The 16,361-nt window shown below is 53.3% G+C and carries 15 protein-coding genes, 1 tRNA gene and 1 pseudogene; 3 read left to right on the top strand and 14 right to left on the bottom strand.

Going from position 1 to position 16,361, the window contains the following annotated elements; all coding sequences use genetic code 11:
- Positions 1–42: 42 nt before the first annotated feature.
- On the bottom strand, positions 43–390 hold the full coding sequence (gene tnpB, locus B1757_RS04645; RefSeq protein ID WP_101537205.1) for an IS66 family insertion sequence element accessory protein TnpB: 348 nt from the start codon (positions 388–390) through the stop codon (positions 43–45).
- Positions 381–710 (bottom strand): IS66 family insertion sequence element accessory protein TnpA, encoded by a 330-nt coding sequence (gene tnpA / locus B1757_RS04640; RefSeq protein WP_101537204.1) that lies wholly within the window; start codon positions 708–710, stop codon positions 381–383. Before tnpA ends, tnpB begins: the two co-directional genes overlap by 10 nt.
- Positions 711–1,031: 321 nt before the next feature.
- Here tnpA and B1757_RS15350 point away from each other — a divergent pair.
- Positions 1,032–1,108, top strand: a tRNA-Arg gene (locus B1757_RS15350).
- 148 nt (positions 1,109–1,256) lie between these two features.
- Here the strand turns inward: B1757_RS15350 and B1757_RS04635 are convergent.
- The 6 genes and pseudogenes from B1757_RS04635 to B1757_RS15990 all read right to left on the bottom strand — a co-directional run.
- Complete coding sequence (locus tag B1757_RS04635) at positions 1,257–2,108, bottom strand: glycine betaine ABC transporter substrate-binding protein (RefSeq protein WP_101537203.1); 852 nt, start codon at positions 2,106–2,108, stop codon at positions 1,257–1,259.
- A 5-nt stretch (positions 2,109–2,113) separates the two neighbouring features.
- Entirely contained in the window at positions 2,114–2,968 is an 855-nt protein-coding gene (locus B1757_RS04630; RefSeq protein WP_101537202.1) for an ABC transporter permease, read from the bottom strand.
- Positions 2,969–2,973: 5 nt separating this feature from the next.
- Entirely contained in the window at positions 2,974–4,095 is a 1,122-nt protein-coding gene (locus B1757_RS04625) for a quaternary amine ABC transporter ATP-binding protein (protein ID WP_101537201.1), read from the bottom strand.
- A 208-nt stretch (positions 4,096–4,303) separates the two neighbouring features.
- Positions 4,304–4,696 carry a hypothetical protein gene (locus tag B1757_RS15995; RefSeq protein ID WP_368233151.1) on the bottom strand — a complete coding sequence of 131 codons (393 nt, stop codon included), beginning with the start codon at positions 4,694–4,696 and terminating at the stop codon, positions 4,304–4,306.
- A 43-nt stretch (positions 4,697–4,739) separates the two neighbouring features.
- Positions 4,740–5,402, bottom strand: coding sequence for an ISAs1 family transposase (locus B1757_RS15020; protein WP_143484185.1), 663 nt, complete (start codon positions 5,400–5,402; stop codon positions 4,740–4,742).
- 220 nt (positions 5,403–5,622) lie between these two features.
- Positions 5,623–5,961, bottom strand: a pseudogene (locus tag B1757_RS15990) (Druantia anti-phage system protein DruA); the annotation flags it as partial.
- Positions 5,962–6,454: 493 nt separating this feature from the next.
- On the opposite strand from B1757_RS15990, the gene B1757_RS15545 reads away from it, so the two are divergent.
- Positions 6,455–7,684 (top strand): hypothetical protein, encoded by a 1,230-nt coding sequence (locus B1757_RS15545; protein ID WP_216360821.1) that lies wholly within the window; start codon positions 6,455–6,457, stop codon positions 7,682–7,684.
- 67 nt (positions 7,685–7,751) lie between these two features.
- Here the strand turns inward: B1757_RS15545 and B1757_RS04600 are convergent, their stop codons facing one another.
- The 5 genes from B1757_RS04600 to B1757_RS04580 all read right to left on the bottom strand — a co-directional run bounded on the left by B1757_RS04600 (position 7,752) and on the right by B1757_RS04580 (position 12,693).
- A complete protein-coding gene (locus B1757_RS04600; RefSeq protein ID WP_101537200.1) occupies positions 7,752–8,492 on the bottom strand; it encodes a PspA/IM30 family protein in 741 nt (246 codons plus the stop codon).
- Between the two features lie 30 nt (positions 8,493–8,522).
- Positions 8,523–9,347 (bottom strand): heavy metal-binding domain-containing protein, encoded by an 825-nt coding sequence (locus B1757_RS04595; protein WP_101537199.1) that lies wholly within the window; start codon positions 9,345–9,347, stop codon positions 8,523–8,525.
- On the bottom strand, positions 9,344–10,321 hold the full coding sequence (locus B1757_RS04590; RefSeq protein ID WP_101537198.1) for a heavy metal-binding domain-containing protein: 978 nt from the start codon (positions 10,319–10,321) through the stop codon (positions 9,344–9,346). Before B1757_RS04590 ends, B1757_RS04595 begins: the two co-directional genes overlap by 4 nt.
- 15 nt (positions 10,322–10,336) lie before the next feature.
- The gene (locus B1757_RS04585; RefSeq protein ID WP_101537197.1) at positions 10,337–10,717 is read right to left on the bottom strand and encodes a hypothetical protein; all 381 of its coding nucleotides are present in this window, start codon (positions 10,715–10,717) and stop codon (positions 10,337–10,339) included.
- A gap of 98 nt (positions 10,718–10,815) precedes the next feature.
- Entirely contained in the window at positions 10,816–12,693 is a 1,878-nt protein-coding gene (locus B1757_RS04580; protein WP_101537196.1) for an ABC transporter ATP-binding protein, read from the bottom strand.
- A 153-nt stretch (positions 12,694–12,846) separates the two neighbouring features.
- On the opposite strand from B1757_RS04580, the gene B1757_RS04575 reads away from it, so the two are divergent.
- A complete protein-coding gene (locus B1757_RS04575) occupies positions 12,847–13,749 on the top strand; it encodes a D-hexose-6-phosphate mutarotase (RefSeq protein WP_101537195.1) in 903 nt (300 codons plus the stop codon).
- Here the strand turns inward: B1757_RS04575 and B1757_RS04570 are convergent.
- On the bottom strand, positions 13,746–16,199 hold the full coding sequence (locus tag B1757_RS04570; RefSeq protein WP_101537194.1) for a heavy metal translocating P-type ATPase: 2,454 nt from the start codon (positions 16,197–16,199) through the stop codon (positions 13,746–13,748). The two genes, B1757_RS04575 and B1757_RS04570, sit on opposite strands and share 4 nt — an antisense overlap.
- Between the last annotated feature and the right edge of the window lie 162 nt (positions 16,200–16,361).

Below are 16,361 nucleotides of genomic sequence, written 5' to 3'. Positions count from 1 at the left end.
ATAGTACCAGCAATAGGAGCTTTATGCCAGTAATTCAGCGAGTTACAGCCGTGTGGGCGTACATTTTTCCAGGGCTGGCAACGGCGTCCACGGGCGCCCCTCCACCAGCATCGCCCACTGCGCGGCCGATAGCTCTATGGCATCGGCATCGGCGAGGGGCCAGTGCAATCGCCCCTGATCCAGACGGCGATATAAGAGCCAGAATCCCAGACCGTCCCAGAGCAACAATTTCAGGCGATCGCCCCGGCGGTTGCGAAACACAAAGGCGTGACCGCAAAAAGGATCTGCCGCCAATATCCCCTGCACCCGTGCGGCCAGACCATCAAAACCCAGACGCATATCCACGGGTGCTGCTGCCAGCCAGATGCGGCTGCCCGGACTCAACCACATGGGCTTTCAAGGACCCGCACCAGCGTTTGCAGCCAGTCCGTGTCTACGGGTGCCGCAAGCTTCAGGCCACGACCGGACAACAGGTGAATTTCTACCGGGGAAACAGACGACCGAATCGGGGCCAGCGTGACCGGCAAAAACCCTTCGGGGACGGCGGCCATAGAACGTGGTTCCGATGGCGCAGCAAAGCGCTTGCGCCAGTAATGTAGGGTGGCTACGGCAATCCCTGCCTGCGCACAGTAATGCTTCACCGTAAGACCGCTCGCCTGGAACCCGTCTACCTGTTGCCGCCAATAAGCCGCCTTCTCTTCCTTCGTCATAACTACCCCTCCTTGCTGAATGCAAATCAGGGTCGCTCAGGTCGGAAAATTTGGAAAGGTGGGTTGCTTAGACGCTTACCATCATACGACATGGCCAGAAAAGTGCAAAATCGGTTAAATCTGCTAGATAGGTTGCTGAGTTAGTGTCGCGGGTATAGTGGTGAAGTTCTGAACATCAATGATGGCAGGGATGTTTGGGTAATTCTCACGGGACAATTTCGGGACAGTAAGAATAGGACATATTGGGACAATCTGGGATATATTGGGACATGGCCATTCCATGTTTTGTTATTTATCAATCAGATAAGAAACCAAGAAATAGCGAGGCACGGCGGAAATGTAGCTATTTCTGGCTACGAACCAGTAGGTCGGGAGTTCGACTCTCTCCGAGCGCACCAATAAAAAAAGGGGTTACATTTAGATATGTAACCCCTTTTAATTTAATTTACTGGAATGCGCCTGGATGAAATTCTATCAGGGAACAGACCAGATTACGCAATTTTACTTACCTCACAGACATCATGTCCGAGGTTACATCTTCCCAAGTTATGCTTTCAACCAGCTTGCAACTTCAGCTTGATGCGAAGTAATCCATTTTTGAACAATTTCTGTCATCGGTTTACCGTCCTGTTTTTCGACCATCATGGCTTGAACTTCGGGGAGCGGAATATTCACTTTTCCAAGAAATTTCACCAACGCTGGATGCGTGTGTTTCAGCTCGGGATTGATTACGGCATCAATATTACCCGGCTTGCCATATATATTCTTGGGATCAGCAAGTGGCCGCAGGTGAAATTTTGCCCAAATACCAAGCGGTTTCCAACAGGTGAACACCACCCACTTCTTTCTCGCAACCGATCGCGCAACCTGGGCTTCCATGGCAGGCGTAGAACTTGCCAGTAAGTGCATATGATGCATTCCATAAGCCTTAATAGCTTCTCTGGTGGTAATCATCACACCAGCTCCATCACCGATACCAATAATACGACCATTGAAATTATGATGATAATGCTCCAGCTGACTCAGGCTGTGCACTGGTACATAGCTTGGAACAGCGAGTCCCGCCCAGGTTCCGGTGGTGATAGGTCCCAAGTTCACTACTTGATGCTGAAATCTTTGCCAATACTGTTTTTGAGTATAAGGTAACCATGCGGTAACGGTAAGGTCAGCACTGCCTTTGGCAACAGACGCCCACATCGGCCCTGCTTCTGTTGAAATTAATCGCACGGGCAAGTGCATTTTTTCCTGGATTAATTTACCGACAATATGCGTCTCGATATTGCTGCTTTGCCACGATGAGACGTAGGTAATTCGGATAGGCGGAGTATTCGCCAGTGCTATTCCGGGAATGGCAAGACAGGATGCGACAACTAATGACGCGATAAAATTACCTTTCATTAATATTACTCCTTGTGCAATTTTGCAAGTGATTGAGTCAATCGGTCGATGATTATGGCCAAAATCACCACACTGATCCCGCCAACAAAACTCTCTCCAACATCTAACTGAGTGATACCCTGAAGCACCTGATTTCCAAGACCTCCGGCACCAATCATTGCAGCAATAACCACCATGGAGAGACCCAGCATGATGGACTGATTAACCCCAGCCATAATAGAGGGTAGCGCAGTAGGCAACTGCACCTTCCAAAGTCGTTGAAACCAAGTGGCGCCAAAGGCCTCTGACGCCTCGATCAGTTCTTCTGGAACATTTTGAATACCCAGTGAAGTAAGGCGGACCAGCGGAGGCAGAGCAAAAATAGTGGTCGCGATCACGCCAGGCACCAGGCCAAGACCAAAGAAAATAACTGCCGGAACTAAATACACGAACGCTGGCATGGTCTGCATGATATCCAGTACGGGACGTAGTATCCTTGCCGCCCATACACTTTCGGCAGTTAAGATTCCGGCTGGTAAACCAATAATCAGCACCAATATCTCCGCTGCCAAAACCAATGCCAATGTTTGTATGAGCGCAGACCACAGGTTCAAATTCCACACGAGTCCAAGACCGACAATACAGAATAGCACGAGGCCCCAGGCTCGGGGTCTTCGCCATCCAGCGCTAAACAATGCCATGACCGCCACCAGCAAGATGAAGACTTCGGGTGGAATCGCCAATAAAGCCTCATTCAGGCCGGCAATCAGTGTATGAATCCCTGAACTAATAGCATCAAAGCTATCCGAGTAATTGGCTGTGAGATTGTTGACCCATGTGCTCACCCAATGTCCCAGAGGAATCTCAGGAAAATGATACATCACTATCAGCCTCCTATATCCGCTGCGGACACTGGTTCTGCCAATGATGCTTGACCTGTTTCATCTTCTTCATCTCCCTGCGCTAAGGCTGCTAAAATACTACTTTTATCAATCACACCGAGGACGCGCTGACGTTCATCCAACACGATTATTGGCGTTCTTTTTTCATGAGCGAGCTGAATCAAGTCGCGCACCACATTATCTGGTGCCACGGTCTCAAGCGGCTGATATACGCTTGGATCAATATTATCTTGGTCTCTATACTGGCGAGCAGTATCAAGATCAACATAGCCTAACAAATGACGACTGTTATCAATGACAATCAGCCCGTTGAAGCCACTACGCTCCATTTTTTTCAACAATACCCGAGGAGCATCTTTAGGGTGAGCAGAAATTCTCAGGGTTTGCATGACTTCACTGGCCTTCAACACCTTACTTCTGTCCGCGCCTTGAACAAATGCAGACACATATTCATCTGCAGGTTTACCCAGGATTTCTTGTGGAGTCCCGACCTGAATCAATTCACCATCGCGCAAAATAGCAATGTGGTTACCAATTTTGAGCGCCTCATCCAAATCATGAGAAACAAACACGATCGTCTTATTGAGCCTTTCCTGTATTTCTAATAGATCATCCTGAAGCTGATTCCGAATAATGGGATCCAATGCACTAAAAGCTTCATCCATCAACAGAATTTCAGGATCAACAGCTAATGCGCGAGCAAGCCCTACCCGCTGCTGCATGCCACCTGATAACTGATTGACAGGAAGATCACCATAACCTTGCAAACCCACGGCCTCAATGACATCCATAATGCGCGCCCGGCGTTCTTTTTTTTCAACACCTTGAATTTCCAAACCAAACTCAACATTCTGAAAGACGGTCCGATGTGGAATTAACGCAAAGCTCTGAAAGACCATGCCAAAATTTTTTCTACGAACCTCTCTGAGTTTTTTGCTTCCAATCTGCGTAATGTCTTGACCATCAATAATAATTCGCCCGCTGGAGGGCTCCAATAGCCGATTGATGAGACGCAAAACCGTTGACTTCCCACTCCCGGAGAGCCCCATTATTACAAAAATCTCTCCTGGATCAATACTCAAACTAACATTATTAACCCCTATCACTACCCCGGTCTCAGGGCTCCGTCAAGCTCGCCAGATATAGTAGCAGAGGTTTTCGCCACTGATTTTAATGGTGGTTTGAAGGGGCTATAGTTGGTGGAAATGCGGCATTTTCAGGCGATTTTGGGTGCAGAATCGTGAATGGGGTGGCTGACGGACGCAGCTCGCCCTCCGGAGCTATTCTCGGATAGGTAAACCCCGTGGTGGCGCCTCAGTATCCGAGTTGGCGGAGCGTTTTGTGCGCGCTGGCGGCGAAATCCCGGCACGCTTTGGCGATATTCTTGACGCCAGTGAGACGCATAATGCTCATGGCCAGTTCGCGCAAGGTCGCCATCATATGGGGACCGTTCTGGGTACGGACTTGGGAGAGGTCCTCGTGGAAAGTCACATCGCGGACATGATGGTTCCGGTTTTCAATTTCCCAGTGACCACGGGCCAAGCCCAACAGATTTTCGGGCGTGGCACGATCCGGGGTCAGGCTGGTGAGTCCGAAGGCATAATCATCCCGAATCGTGCCCTCTTTGCTGTTGATGGTGGAGCGTTGGATCAGGAAAGCTTGTCCGACATGCGGAAAATGGAGGCCGGTTGCCCGGGTGGCGACGATGATTTTGCGGTATTCAAAGCGGCCATGCCCGACCTCTGTGGTTTCAGCGTTGAGGGGGAAAATCGCCCCAAGGGAGGCACGTCAGACGGTCGCGGAGTTTTCGTTGATTGCCTTTGACGGCGGTGAAGAGATAATCGGCTTTCTTGTCTTCGACGAGGAAGCGGGCGGTCTCCCGCTGGGTATGCAGGGCATCGGCGGTGACGACCTTGCCCGCGATGTTGACGTCCTGGAGCAGGTTGCGCAGTTCTGGAATTTCGTTGGTTTTCCGGGCGATTTCTTTTTGCGCGATGGTGGCCCCCTGTCCATGCAGGAACGCGCTGAGCAGATGCACCTGAGCGCCGTCTGCGCGTGCGGCCCCTTTGAGGACTTTGCCATCGACGGCCACCGCTTCAAAGCCCGCCGTACCCAGTAGCCAGGCGCCGATCGCCGCATCCAGCGCCTCCACATCGGCCCCTTGCAAGACGCGCCGGATGGTCGGTTCGGAGGGGGCGAGGTAGCGCTTGGTTTTGGGATCGAATCGGGCGCGGATGCGCTTCAATTGAGCCTGGGTCAAGCGACCGCCCCACTCGGCGATGGCGGCATAACTTTCGGCCCGCGTCAGGACAGCGGCCACGGCCACCGTCAGGATGGCCGGGAGGGGATGCTGCTTGCCTAGTTTGCTGCGGGTATCGGGAAGGCGGAAAAAGATTTGGCGCAAGCCTTCCATTTGCGCGGTCGCTCAACGTCACGGTTTGCATGGGGGTATGGGTCCATTCGAGTTGGGGCTGCGGCTGGGCCAACCAGGCCCGCGCCTGTGGATGGAGAGGAAAGAGCAGAAGACGTTTAGGTTGGCCGTGGTGGACATAGCCACCACCGGGACGGCGGGCGAAGCCCTTGGTTCCGCCGACATCCACCCAGTTGGCGGCCCGGTAGCAGGCACCGGTAAAACGGGGGGATTCCACAAAGGTCTCAGCCAGCACGATGGGATGCCCATAGACGGATTGCCAGTCCGCAGAGAGCCTGTGCAGGTTCAGCGCCAGAATACGGGACGCCAGATTCGGGAAGGATTCTCCGGGCAGGATCAGAAAACGGGCATTGTTGGCGATGAGATGCAAGCGCTGGCGGCGCAAGATCCAGGACCAGCCGATCCACCGATCCCGCGCCTGGCATTGAAAAGCGGCGGCATGCCAGCCCAGTAACGCTACCCAGCGACCATCGAGCGTAGCCACATAGCGCAGGTTACGGCCCGCCAAGGTGCGAAAGCCCCGGTAGTGATACGTTTGCATCAGCGTATTCCAGCGTTCCCGCTCCGTGGGCAGGATGGGTCGCACCTGAACACGGTGCAGGCTGGCTTGCTGGTTTTCGGTGAGAGTTGGGACTTCCATGCGGCAAAAGTTACCGCATTCATCCTGAGAAGTCCAGAAAAACCCTTTGTGCTACTCCATCAGCAGCTTAGATGGAAGGTTGACAGGGCCCTGACCCCGGTCTTTTCTCGAATTTCTTTTTTATTGGCATTTCGGGACAGCATCGAACTCAAATCGCGATGCGAGCCAAAGATTTTGCTGACGCCCTGTAATTCTATTTTAGACAATATGAGCCACCCTTAAAAACTGATTTTTAATTATTTTATTCCTATAAAATAAATTTGTCAACCTTTTAAAAATTTTTATTGAATTTAAACCACAAACCCGTCGTTTATTTAACACTTTTATGTGTTTTTGCAAAAGAATGAAACTATGTGTATAATAATATAACGGCAAAACAAATTGGAGACGCTCCATGATTACATTCCGCTATAAATATATTATTTTTTTTATTGCGTCAGCGCTCGTGCCATGCACGGCCTATTCTGCGCCTGCTGCATCTCGACAAATACTGCAAGAAGAAATTCATCAGCAAGGCGAAGAAATACAAAAACTCATGCAGGAAATGCAAAGCAAAAATACTGCGTTCCAAATTAGCAGTGGTGCGGTTATGGAATATCAATACAAATTTTACAGCCATACGCATGGCGGAAAACTGATTCTTGATTATGTTCCACTCAGCATTCACGGCAAGGTAGGAAAGCATTGGTCTTATGGTATTTCTGAGCGTTTTTCGACGAGCAATATTGCCAATCATGCCTACTTACATTATGGCTGGATAGCCTACAGTTTTGGGCACCATTCCCAACAGCATATCCGTTTTGGATTTTTCCACGAACCCTTCGGCAATCTGCCCTACGGTTATGACTCCTTTTGGGGTAGTCTGGGATACTATGCCGGTTTCACAGACCATCAGGCAGCCGGACTTGAATACCAGACCCACCACGGCCCTTGGCACTTTGCTATAGCGGCTTTCAAAAATGATAACCTGGGGCAACCAAGTACTTATGCCGGAGGCGTACCTACGGGAGATTTCCAAAGCATCAATGGTGGAGATTTAAGGCTTGCGTATCACTTTGGTAAACCGTTGGGTATTCATGGGAATGTTTCTGCCGCTATTAAAGGCGGAGAACTATTGGCCGGCAATCGCACTGGTAACCGTTGGGCCGCCACATTAGCCAGCGACGTTTCACTCGGCAACTGGAATATCAAAGATCAGATCGTTAATTATGCATTTGATATTCCATCGCGTGCGCAAGCACATGGTGTATATCTTCCCAGAAATTTGATTACCGTAGAAAACTATGGCTTTGCCTACCAGATGCCGGCTCGCGGATTACTGCTTTCCGCCAGCATCGAACGGCACATCCCCATTCACGCCGGTCCACTCCAGGGAATAAACCTGTATGATGATTATGGTTATCTGGATGTCGTCGGGAAAAGTATTGTTAACCAAAGCACTGAGAATAGTTACAACAATGTTCAGTTAAACGTGATCGGGACAGAGTTCATACTCAAACCCTTGTACATCTGGGCTGACTACGCTCTGGGCCGCAACGCCGGAATGGCTTTCGTTGGCAGTGACAATAATCAGTGGCACGCTCGCTTCAATCTCGCGGTTGGCTTCTATTTTAGCGCCTTGTAAATAGTCCAATGCCACAGGGGATAGAAGTAAAAAACTTCCATCCCCCGCTATGGGTCATTGATTCCGTTTAGCCGTTACCAGAGTCGCCGTGGGTGTTGGATCCAGCTTTTTCCGTCGCCATTTCGGCTTTCAATCTGGCAAGATCCGCATCCACCCCGCTGCTGGCCCGGACCTGATCCATTTCCTTGTCCGTTTGGCTGCGATGATCCAGGGGATCATTCAGAGCACCCGATTCAATGAGTCCATCCATGGCAGTGGCCTTGGATTCCATCTGCTGAGTACGGTCCTGGGCCCGGCGCAAGGCCTCGCCAGCGTCATCCATGCCTTTGCCGATGCCGGTCAGGGATTCGCCCGCCTTGACTTCGGCAGAGGCTGCCGTCATTTCGCTTTTCATGACTTCTTTCTGGGTGCGGAACTGTTCAATATGATCCTGCAGCTTTTGTTCATAATCCTGGAGCTTTTGGGACTGCGCCGAAATCGCATCGTGGGCTTCTTTAAGGCTCGCGAGCTTCTGCAGTTCCGACTGCTTCTGGGTCAGTTCGGCCCGAGCCAGATCTTCGCGATTGGCCGCCAGCGCCGTTTTGGCATCGGCATCGGCCTTGTCTGCGGCTTTCTGTGCCTGCGCCATCTGGCTTTCCAGAGAGACCTTTTCGGTGACCACATCGGCTAAATGGCGCTTGGTTTCCTGCAGATTACTGATCATTTTCTCATAGGAGAGATCCAGGGTTTCCGCAGGATCTTCGGCATTATTGAGAAAATGATTGACCTTGCCCTGCAGTATTTCCGCAGCATGTTTGAATAATGACATGAATACACTCCTTGCGATTTGGATCGCGCTTTAATCGTTGACCGGGATGACCAATTGTGGATTCAGACCATCCACCAGTGCGTCGGCATTTTCCATGGCCTTCACCGCCGTACCGACGGCGAAAAATTCGATGATATGGGGTTTCCAGTTGTGATTGCCTTCATGTAGTTGCACGCCGGTGATCCCATCCGCCTGAGCTTCCTGGGCCTCATGCTGCATCCGCTCCATGGCCAGTTCGCGAGCGTCATACATGGCCTGGGTGAATTGCTCCATTTCTGTATTGCGGCCAATATTACCCATGGATTTCAGCAGCCCCTGGTGCGCCACATGATACACGCAAGACCCCAGGACCATTTCCATGGGCCGATACCCCGCCTGCAAGAGCATCCAGAAATCCTGGCCGCTCAGGTCGCTGGTAAAGGGCTTGCCACCCACTCCCTTGAAACCCGATGCGCCACTGCGATGGGCAATAGCCGTACCAATGGCCATGAATTCAAGAATATCCTGATCCCATTCCATGCGCTTCACTTCCAGACGCACCCCGACGATCCCATCGGCTTGCAACAAGATAGATTCCTGTTCCATGCGGCTGATGGCCAGTTCCCGGGCCTGGTACATGGCCTGGGAGAGTACATCCATTTCCATGTTCTGATTCCAGTTTCCATACTGGATACCCATGTGATAAATACAGGAGCCGACTACCAATCCCAAGGGCTCAAAGTTAGCCTTGCGCACCATCACAAATTCATTGACGGACAAATCTGAAGTAAATATGCCCTCATGACTTCCCTGGGAACGCAGCCCTTTGAGACGTTCCACGGCATGGGGGGCAAGATGTTCTGCACTATCGGTCATAGCAAATCCTTTTTTAAGTGAGCAGCACGGGTCAGGGGATGATCCGCCAGCGACACCATGGCCAGCAGTTCATGTTGCGGCGGGTTTTTCGGTAAATAGCTGATGGCGGTGCCAATACTGATGTGGCGACAGAGAAAGCGTTCGGGGTTATCCTGATCTGCGGGCACCTTGAACATCTGGGTATAACTGGTGTGGCCAAGAACGCCGGCGGCCATCTTGCGGCCATCCTCGCGCAGATCGTAAAGTGCCCGGCGCCGGACATTTTCCTGAAAAGTGGAAAGATCGGTGATTTCCATGTTCCAGTAGCGCGCCGCAAAAGGTGCCTGCTGCGCCGCCTGATCAACCACCGTTCCCATCCACGGCATATACCAGTCAAAATTGGCGCCAATGGCAATGCCCACAGGAACCACGCCATCTTCCAGCAAGCGCACAAATTCCAGAGCCGATACGGTAGCCACCACAGGCACGGCCGCCGGAGGAATACCTGCCAGACGAATAGCCGTGCCGGTTACCCCGTAATCCATATCATCCCCTTCGCCGTGCCGCACTTTCATGCGCACATCGACAATGGCATTGGCGCCGAGGGCAATAGCTTCCAGACGCATGCGCTCAACGGCTGTATGCCAGCCATCGTAGTGCCCCTGGGTCCAGGAATAACCAAAGTGGTACCAGCAATTACCGGTCACCATGCCAATAGGTTGAACGCCATGACTACGTTGCAAGAGCAACTCGGCAGCGTTGGCCGTACTGATCCAGGGTAGATGTCCCTGGCTGGTCTGAAATAGGCGGTTTTGCACAAAATTGGGGAGTCGATGCTGCTGCAAGGCCTGTTCCCACTCAGAATAGCGCTGCATTTCTTCGGGGGTTTGCGAGCGAACCCCCTGACTCACATTGTGTCCCAGATTTTCGGCCGCGCGCTGGGCGTCCTGGGCGACTTCTTCAATGCCGTGTTTGATTTTGTCCCAAATGGACATAGCGCCTCCTTGGGCTTAGCCCATGAGAAAATCGTGCAATGTATTGCTGGCGCCCTGCATTTCACCGGATAAATCGGCGAGATCCTTCACCAGACTTTCCAACCAGGCGGTAAGGGGTAAATCCTCGTGTTTGAGGACCACGCCACGCACCGTCTTGGCCCGGACTGTGGAAACATGTGCGCCATCCTGGGTCAGCAGATAATCATTGTTATCCGTATGAATGGTGATCATGTGAACATGACTGGTCTTGGCAAAAAAACCATCTTTTTTGCGTTCGACTTCGACCATGCCGGGCATATCCCCTTCCAGTCGAGCCGCCAATCCTTCAATAAAAGCCTTCATGTCGCTTTGCGCGCGCCTGATCCAGGCGGTACTTTGATCAAAATCTGTGCTCATGGAGGGCCTCCCACCCTTTATTACCCCATCTGTTTTTTGCTTGAAAGCAAAAGACCTTATTTGAGACCGCCAGCTCTGACTATAGTTCGTTATTTTCTTCAGGCGCGTTTTTTGGAGGTTACGGATAATTCCGAAGATTGTTCGTGCAGGCGCTGCAATTCGGCAAATTGGCGGTAGGTAGGACAGCTATGCAGCAAATCTTCATGGCTCCCGAGGCCAATAAGTTGCCCCTGATCCAGCACGGCAATGCGGGAGGCATGGACGATGGTCGCCAAACGATGGGCAGCCACCAGGGTAGTCCGCTGGGCGGTCAAGTTGGCCAGCGCTTCCTGAATCAATCGTTCGTTTTCGGCATCCAGCGCACTGGTTGCCTCATCCAGAATCAGCACCCGGGGATTGCGCAAAATGGCACGGGCGATGGCAATGCGCTGACGTTGTCCACCCGACAAGGTCACGCCTTTTTCGCCCACATGGGTTTGCAGTTTGGCTTCCAGTCGATCAGAAAATTCGTCCACCCGGGCAGCATGTACCGCCGCCTCTAACGCGGCTTCGTCGGCATCGGGCCGGGCCATCAGGATATTTTCGGCAATACTCATGGAAAAAATGACCGGATGCTGGGGGACCACCGCCAACTGCTGACGCAAGCTGCGCAGGGGCATGGCATCGATGGCGGTGCCATCCAGCAAAATACGTCCTGTACTGGGTTGATAATGGCGCATGAGCAAAGAAAACACCGTACTTTTACCTGCTCCGGAAGCGCCCACAAAAGCGATGGTTTCGCCGGGTTCCACATCCAGGGAAATATCCGTGATAGCGGGTACATCCGGTCGTGACGGGTAATAAAAAGCGACATGTTCCAAAGTCAAACGCGCGGGATAACGCAGCGAAAATGCAGGTGTTGTGGGAAAATCCTCCGCCCGGTCGGGCGCGGTTAATTCCGCTTTCAGGGTAACCGGGTCCCGTCTATCGGGCAGGGCGGCGCCACTATGCTCTGCTGGCTCATCCAGCAGGGCCAGCAGGCGTTCCGTCGCCCCGGCCAAACGCGCCATGCTGCCCCACAATTCTCCCAGGGAGGCCAGAGAAGTCGCCGCCATCAGGGCATAGAGGAGAAAGGCAGCGAGCACCCCCATCCCTATCTGCTTTTCCAGCACCGCCAGTCCGCCCAGGTAAAGCATGGCACTCAGTGCGAGAAATACCAGACTCCCCGTCAAAAAGGTCGACCAGGACTGCACTTTTACCCGCGCCCAAACCTGTCCCAGCAAGAGGTGAATATCCTGGCGATAACGGGTTTCGGTCTGAGGTTCGAGAGTCAGGGCCTGGATGACCCGAATCCCGTTGATGGATTCTTCCGTATGGGCACTGAGATCCGCCAGATAATCCTGTTCTTTGCGGCTATAACCGCGTTGCAAACGCCCGGAGCGCAGATTCACAAACACCAGCAATGGCAAGGCGATCAACCCCGGAATCAACAACTGCGGCATGGTGACCAGCATCATGACCAGAGCGCCAATCAGGGTGATTCCGCTTTGCAGACTCCGCCCCAGCACTCCCGTCAAACCAAATCGCAAAATGGTGACATCGCTGCTCAGGCGCGAAATCACCTCACCGGTGCGGAAGGTTTCGTAAAAAATCGCGGGAAGATGCAAGGCATGGCTGAATACCGCCGTCCGCAAATCCGCCACTACCCCCTGCCCCAGCCAGGTGGCCAAACCATCGCGGAGGCCACGCATGGCGACGGTAAACATGCCCAACAACAACAGGGCAATACTGATCCAGAGCAGCGCCTGGTAACTATGAAAGCCCTTGTCCAGAATGAAACGTGCGCCCTGGGGCAACACTAAAGAAGCCGCCGCACTGAAGAGCATAGCCAGCAAATACGCGGATAGCAGCAGCAGACGCGAACGCAGAAAGGGCTTGAGCTTCCACAGTACCCAGAGATTTTTATTGACCGGACGCTGCCAGGGATTTTGAGCCACTTGTCACCTTGTCGATAAATTTCAGGGATGCTGCAGTATACGCCTGCTGGCAGATTTTAGCTTGCGGATAGAGGTTCAGCAGCAGATCTTGATTGACCGGCAAGCGTCTCCCGCCGCAATATATTCAAAATTTTCTCACGCCTTGGAAAATCCATGCAATCACTTGATGCGCTGAATCGTTATGCCATTCCCGAACACCTTTTTTTTCGCTTTGGCCCCGGTGGACAAATTTTTGCGGATATTCGCAATCGTAGCGCCAGCGCCAGTGTGTTCCTGCAGGGCGCCCATCTCACCGCCTTTCAGCCGCGTTCCCAGTACGACCCCCTGATCTGGCTGTCGGAAAAATCCCGTTTTGCCGTTGGCAAATCCATTCGCGGCGGAATTCCCGTCTGCTGGCCCTGGTTTGGTCCGCACCCCGATAATCCACAATTACCCGCCCATGGTTTTGCCCGCACCCATTTATGGATCGTCAGTGAAAGCTCTAGCAGCGATACCAGTACCCGCATCATCCTGACCCTGGAGCCCAACGAAGAAACCCGGACGCAATGGCCCCATGAAACCCCCGTAAGCCTGGAGATCGTGGTTTCCGAAACCCTGGAAATGCATTTGACAACCCACAATGCCGGCAGCGAAAGCGTCGTCTTGGGTGAAGCCTTGCACACCTATTTCTTGGTGGGGGACATTCAGTCGGTTTACCTGGAAGGGCTGGATGGCTGTGACTATCTCGACAAAACCGCCGGTTTTGCGCGTCAACACCAGGAAGGCAAGCTCACTTTTACCGGCGAAACCGACCGGATATACGTGAACAGCCCGAGTGATTGCGTCATTCATGATCCGCGCATGCATCGCCGTATTCGCATCAGCAAGAAACAGGCAGATTCTACAGTCGTATGGACGCCCTGGGCCGACAAGGCTGCCGCCATGGGCGACTACACCCCGGAGGGATGGCGACAGATGCTCTGTGTGGAATCGGCCAATGCCGCCGAGAATACGCTACAGTTGTCCTCTGGCCAGACCCACACCCTGAGCGTGTGCTACAGCGCGGAGCCGCTCTAAAAGCGCGCCTGCGGGGACTCAGTACGGGCGGCCATCCAGGGCCGCATCCATTTCAAGCGTAAGCTGTTGCTGAGCACAAATACCGAAGACATGCCCATGGCCAGTCCGGCCAGCATGGGATTGAGCTGAAAACCCCAGGGTATCAATATGCCAGCGGCCACCGGAATCAAGAGGATGTTGTAAAAAAACGCCCAGAATAAATTGCCACGGATGGTCGCCATGGTTTTTCGGGACGCTTGAATGGCCGTCACCAGTGCGGCCAGATCCCCATGGGTCAGGGTCAGGTCGGCAGTTTCCATCGCAATATCGGTACCGGTGGCCATGGCCAAACCCACATCTGCCTGGGCGAGGGCTGGTGCATCGTTGATCCCGTCCCCCACAAAAGCCACTTTGCTCCCCTGACCTTGCAGCTGCTTGACAATATTGGCCTTGTCCTGGGGGAGCACCTCGGCATGGAATGTCGGCAATTGCAGGCTTTCCGCCAGCTGCCGCGCCGCAGCCTTGCTGTCACCGGTAATCATCACCAGCTGCAAACCCATGCGGGTCAGTTGGCGGATGACGGCTGCTGCTTCAGGACGCAATTGATCCTGAATGGCGATTTTACCCGACAGAAGCCCTCCTACGGCCAGGTAGACCCAGGTCCCGACAAATTGCGCATCCGCCCGGTCAAATTTGTCCGTGGCAATGCCCTGTTCCTGCATCCAGGCCGCAGAGCCCAGCAGTACCTGCTGATCCTGCACGACACCTGCCACTCCCCGTCCAGGGATAGCCTGAAACTGACGCACCGGAGATACTTCGATCCCCTTTTTTTTGGCTGCGTTGACAATGGCCTGGGCCAGCGGATGCTCCGAGACAGATTCCAGTGCAGCAGCCAGCTCAAGAAGCTGCTGCGGATTGTCCGCTCTAATTTCGCCTAGAACGGGTTTTCCCATAGTCAGGGTCCCCGTCTTATCCAAACAAATCGTGTGCACCTGGGCCAGCGTCTCCAGCGCCAAGCCTTTGCGGAACAACACTCCCAGTTCCGCCGCACGCCCGGTGCCCACCATGACGGCTGCAGGAGTCGCAAGCCCCATGGCACAGGGACAGGCCACCACCAGCACCGCCACTGCCGACAACACGGCGATGCTGATGGCCGGGCTCGGTCCCAGCAATAACCAAAGAATAAAACTGAGCAGGGCAATACCAATCACCAGAGGCGTGAACACCCGAACCACGCGATCAGCCAGCCCCTGAATCGGCAATTTGCCCGCCTGGGCCTGCTCGACCATATGAATAATATGCGCCATGACCGTATCCTGACCAACGGCCCCGGCCTCTACGATAAGCCGTCCCATACCATTGACGGTCGCACCAATGACCGTATCACCCACTTGCTTGTGCTCTGGGAGCGGCTCGCCGGTCAACATGGAAGCATCTACATCGGATTCTCCTTCCAGGACAACGCCGTCTACCGGCAAGCGTTCACCGGGTCTCACCAACAAATGATCCCCTACCCGAATCTGGTCTAAAGGTACTCGCTGTTCTTCTCCATCCCGGAGCAGCAGAGCGTCCCTGGCCTGCAGACTGGCGAGGTGCCGAATCGCCGCTGACGCCCGCCCCTTGGCCAGTTCTTCCAGATATTTACCCAGAAGAATGGCAGCAATCACTACTGCAGCTGAGTCAAAATAGACATGGGCTCCCACCTGCTGAAACCACTCTGGAAAAATCAGTACTATCATGCTGAATAACCAGGCAGATCCGGTTCCTGTAGCCACCAGTGAATTCATATCTGGGGATAAATGCCGATAGGCGATCAGACCGGGACGAAAAAATCGTCGTCCCGGGCCGGCCAGAGTGAGTGTCGCCAGCACTGCCTGCACCCAATCCCAAAAATGGGTAAAGGGTGCCATATGTCGCAACCACTGATCCAAACTGGAAGAAAGCATCGGCCCCATCGCCAGGAACAAAATGGGTAATGCCAACAAAACAGCCAGAATCAGGTCAAGGCGCATTTGCCGAATGACATGGGCTTTGTGATCTTCGTTGCGTTCCCCCGCATGGAGGGACCGCGCCGCATAACCTGCGTCAATAATGGCGGCAATCAACTGCTGCGGGGTAGTGCTAGCGGGAAGATAATCCACCATGGCGCGTTCTGTAGCCAAATTGACGCTGGCTGACAATACACCCGACACCTTACCGAGAGCCCTTTCCACCCGACTGCTACAGGAGGCGCAGGTCATGCCGTCCACCTCCAGTTCCGTCCGGGCGACAACGGCTTGATAACCGATATCCGCTATAGCAGCCGTAAGTGCATGCGGATCAATTTGCGCCGGATCAAAATCCACCGCCGCGCGTTCTGTCCCCAGATTCACCGAGGCCTGCACTCCTGGTAAACGATTCAGGCTGCGCTCCACCCGACTGCTGCAGGACGCGCAGGTCATCCCTTCCACACCAATTTCCAAATGCTTCATCTCGCTCCCGTTCCACTTGCCGACCGCGCCAGGCAGTATATGCCTGATGGACAGATCATATCCTTGTAGCTAATTGTAATGTCAACCTGCCTATCCATCATCCTGAGCGCCACTGTATCTACCGCAAAATAGTTGATTTTACGCGACGGATGCTTATCATTT

Source organism: Acidithiobacillus marinus (genome assembly GCF_002847505.1).
Classification (GTDB): domain Bacteria; phylum Pseudomonadota; class Gammaproteobacteria; order Acidithiobacillales; family Acidithiobacillaceae; genus Acidithiobacillus; species Acidithiobacillus marinus.
Note: the sequence above shows the minus strand (reverse complement) of the source record. Positions and strands in the feature narration are given on the sequence as shown.

Bases quoted from the DNA above. Each gene is read 5' to 3' on its own strand.
- tnpB (WP_101537205.1), bottom strand. From the start codon at position 390: ATGTGGTTGAGTCCGGGCAGCCGCATCTGGCTGGCAGCAGCACCCGTG.
- tnpA (WP_101537204.1), bottom strand. From the start codon at position 710: ATGACGAAGGAAGAGAAGGCGGCTTATTGGCGGCAACAGGTAGACGGG.
- B1757_RS04635 (WP_101537203.1), bottom strand. From the start codon at position 2,108: ATGAAAGGTAATTTTATCGCGTCATTAGTTGTCGCATCCTGTCTTGCC.
- B1757_RS04630 (WP_101537202.1), bottom strand. From the start codon at position 2,968: ATGTATCATTTTCCTGAGATTCCTCTGGGACATTGGGTGAGCACATGG.
- B1757_RS15020 (WP_143484185.1), bottom strand. From the start codon at position 5,402: ATGGAAGGCTTGCGCCAAATCTTTTTCCGCCTTCCCGATACCCGCAGC.
- B1757_RS15545 (WP_216360821.1), top strand. From the start codon at position 6,455: ATGATTACATTCCGCTATAAATATATTATTTTTTTTATTGCGTCAGCG.
- B1757_RS04600 (WP_101537200.1), bottom strand. From the start codon at position 8,492: ATGTCATTATTCAAACATGCTGCGGAAATACTGCAGGGCAAGGTCAAT.
- B1757_RS04595 (WP_101537199.1), bottom strand. From the start codon at position 9,347: ATGACCGATAGTGCAGAACATCTTGCCCCCCATGCCGTGGAACGTCTC.
- B1757_RS04590 (WP_101537198.1), bottom strand. From the start codon at position 10,321: ATGTCCATTTGGGACAAAATCAAACACGGCATTGAAGAAGTCGCCCAG.
- B1757_RS04585 (WP_101537197.1), bottom strand. From the start codon at position 10,717: ATGAGCACAGATTTTGATCAAAGTACCGCCTGGATCAGGCGCGCGCAA.
- B1757_RS04575 (WP_101537195.1), top strand. From the start codon at position 12,847: ATGCAATCACTTGATGCGCTGAATCGTTATGCCATTCCCGAACACCTT.
- B1757_RS04570 (WP_101537194.1), bottom strand. From the start codon at position 16,199: ATGAAGCATTTGGAAATTGGTGTGGAAGGGATGACCTGCGCGTCCTGC.